At 72.4% G+C, this 3,031-nt stretch carries 3 protein-coding genes; 2 read left to right on the top strand and 1 reads right to left on the bottom strand.

The annotated features are described in order from the left end of the window. Both CA983_RS42125 and CA983_RS42120 read left to right on the top strand, forming a co-directional pair. A partial coding sequence (locus CA983_RS42125) for a ferredoxin reductase domain-containing protein (protein ID WP_086605917.1) occupies window positions 1-1,194 on the top strand: 1,194 nt, incomplete at its 5' end. Between the two features lie 21 nt (window positions 1,195-1,215). Next, window positions 1,216-1,983: an enoyl-CoA hydratase-related protein gene (locus CA983_RS42120; protein WP_086605916.1), complete on the top strand. Its 768-nt coding sequence runs from the start codon at window positions 1,216-1,218 to the stop codon at window positions 1,981-1,983. A gap of 95 nt (window positions 1,984-2,078) precedes the next feature. Here the strand turns inward: CA983_RS42120 and CA983_RS42115 are convergent, their stop codons facing one another. Then, window positions 2,079-2,765, bottom strand: coding sequence for a SanA/YdcF family protein (locus CA983_RS42115; protein WP_086605915.1), 687 nt, complete (start codon window positions 2,763-2,765; stop codon window positions 2,079-2,081). Window positions 2,766-3,031: the final 266 nt, after the last annotated feature.

Here is a 3,031-nt window from a genome sequence, read left to right as displayed (position 1 = left end):
CTCAAACACCCCCGCCTGATGCACTACAACCGCCTCGCGGCCCTGGTCCTCCTGACCAACGCGGCGTTCCTGTGGGCCGCCGGCCCCCCGGCCACGCCGACCCTCGGGCACGCCGCCCTCGCCAACCTCGCCCTCGCCGTCCTCGTACGCCAGCAGCACGTCATCAACCTGCTGTTCCGGCTGGCGACCTCGGCCCCCGTGAGCTGGCCGCTGAAGGTCCGCTGGACGCTCGGCAAGGTGTACCACTTCGGCGGGCTGCACATGGGCGGGGCGCTGGCCGGGGCTGCCTGGTTCCTGGTCCTGACCGTCGCGGTGACCCGCGCCGGAACGGACCTGCCCCTGATCACGGTGAGCTGGACCCTGCTGGCCCTCCTCGCCCTGATCGTCGCCACCGCGCTGCCCCCCTTCCGCTCCCGCCACCACGACCACTTCGAGAAGATCCACCGCTTCGGCGGCTGGAGCGCCCTCGCTCTCTTCTGGACCCACACCCTGCTGTCCGGCCAGGGGCCCCTGCCGCTCGCGGTCCTCGCCGTCGTCACGTTCAGCGTGGCCCTGCCCTGGCTGCGGCTGCGCAAGGTGGACGTCCGCACCGAACGCCCCTCCCCGCACGTGGCACTGGCCCACTTCGACTACGGCGAGACCCCCTTCGCAGGCTCCTCCACCGCGATCAGCCGCAGCCCGCTGAAGGAGTGGCACTCCTTCGCCAACGTCCCCGCTCCCGGCCGCTCCGGCTTCCGGCTCACCATCTCCCGCGCCGGTGACTGGACCGGCTCCTTCATCGACGACCAGCCGTCGCGCGTGTGGGTGAAGGGCATCACCACGGCCGGAGTCGCCAACATCGAGGTCCTGTTCCGGAAGGTGGTCTACGTCGCCACCGGCAGCGGTATCGGCCCCTGCCTGCCCCACCTGCTCGCCGCCGAGGTCCCCTCGCGCCTGGTCTGGGCGACCCGCGACCCCCGCGCCACCTACGGCGACGCCCTCGTCGACGAGATCCTCGCCGTCCAGCCGGACGCCCTGGTCTGGGACACCTCACGGCACGGCAAGCCCGACATGGTGCGGCTCGCCCACGCCGCGTACCGCGACTTCGGTGCGGAGGCGGTCATCTGCATCTCCAACAAGCGGCTGACCTGGCAGGTGGTGCACGGCCTGGAACAGCGGGGGATTCCGGCGTACGGCGCGATCTGGGACTCGTGACCCACCTTCCAGGGAGGAAAGATGAACCACCTGAAAGCCGAACGGGACGGCCGCGTGGTGACCGTCCGCCTGCACCGCCCGCACGCCCTGAACGCCCTCAGCTCCGAGCTGCTCGCCGAACTCCTCGGCGTCCTCGGCCCGCTGGACCACGACCCGGAGGTCGGCTGCTTCGTCGTCACCGGCTCGGAGAGGGTCTTCGCGGCCGGCGCGGACATCAGGGAGATGGCGGGCAGGTCGGCCGTCGACATGATGTCCGAGGACTACTTCGCGGCCTGGGAGGCATTCGCGGACCTGCGCACCCCGAAGATCGCCGCTGTTAACGGCTACGCACTCGGCGGCGGCTGTGAGCTGGCCATGATGTGCGACCTGGTCGTCGCGGGCGAGTCGGCCCTCTTCGGCCAGCCGGAGATCAAGCTCGGCGTCATCCCCGGGATCGGCGGCACCCAGCGGTTGACCCGTCTGGTGGGCCGGGCCAAGGCCATGGACCTGGTGCTCACCGGCCGCACGATGGACGCCCGGGAGGCCGAGCGCTGCGGCTTGGTCTCCCGCGTGGTCCCCGACGACCGGGTCCTCGCCGAGGCCCTGGAAGCGGCGGCGGCCATCGCCTCGTACGGCCGTACGGCGGTCAGGGCGGCCCGTGAGTGCGTCGACCGGGCCCTGGAGACGGGCCTGCGGGACGGCCTCCGCTACGAACGCCGCGTCTTCCACGCCCTGTTCGCCACCGACGACCAGAAGGAGGGGATGACGGCGTTCCTGGAGAAGCGCCCCCCGCGCTTCCGCGGACGCTGACGGTCACCGGGACGCCGACGGTCACAGGACAGCCGGGGGCGGGACACGCGGAGCGCGCCGGCCGCGCTCCCGCCCCCGGCGGACGGCCCGATCCGCTATTCGGCCGTGGCCAACGCCCGCTCCACGCCCGGCTCCCGGGGCCCGAGGAACCGGGGATCCGGCCGGAACACCGCGTCCAGGGCCGCCTTCCCGGCGGCGAGGATCTCCCGGGCACCCCCGTAGTACCAGGTCGCGTCGTGCACGGCGTCCACTCCCACCCCGTACGACTCGACTCCCGCGGCCTGGCACAGAGCCACCGCCCGCCGGATGTGGAAACCCTGGCTGATCAGCACGGCCTCGTCCACCCCGAAGATCTTCTTCGCGCGCACGCAGGAGTCCCAGGTGTCGAACCCCGCGTAGTCGCTGACGATCCTCCCGTCGGGCACCCCGTGCCGCGTCAGGTACACGCGCATCGCGTCCGGCTCGTCGTAGTCCTCGCGGCTGTTGTCCCCGGTGACGAGCACCACCTCGACCCGCCCCTCCCGGTACAGCCCGGCCGCCGCGTCCAGCCGGTGCGCGAGGTACGGCGACGGCTCCCCGGCCCACAACCCGGCACCGAACACCACGGCCACATCGGTCCGCGGCACGTCCGCCGCCGTCCGCAGCCGGTCACCCGCGGCCACGTACATCCAGGTCGCCGGAAGCAGCGCGAGCACGCACCCCGCCATCACGGCCTGCACGAGCCACCGCTGCCCCCGCCGGGTGCGCGGCAGCCGCGGTCTGCGGAACGTCACACGACGCATCTGCGGTCCCTCCCCAGGTCGGCCCCTCGACAGTCAGGGACGCCCGCCCGGGCCGCCCGGTTCATCCGCGTACGCGTGACCAGCTTCACTCGTTACACGGAAACTCCAGGTCAAACGGCCTCACAGTCCCACCGTCCCGCATCGTGAACCGCCGGAAAACACCCGTGACGCCCACGCAACGGGAAGGCAACGTGCGGCGGCGACCATCGGTTGCATGCCCAGTCAGCTCAGCCTCGTCCCGCAGCCCGCCACGCGCCGCCCGGCCC

Source organism: Streptomyces swartbergensis (assembly GCF_002148965.1).
Taxonomy (GTDB): Bacteria; Actinomycetota; Actinomycetes; order Streptomycetales; family Streptomycetaceae; genus Streptomyces; species Streptomyces swartbergensis.
Note: the sequence above shows the minus strand (reverse complement) of the source record. Positions and strands in the feature narration are given on the sequence as shown.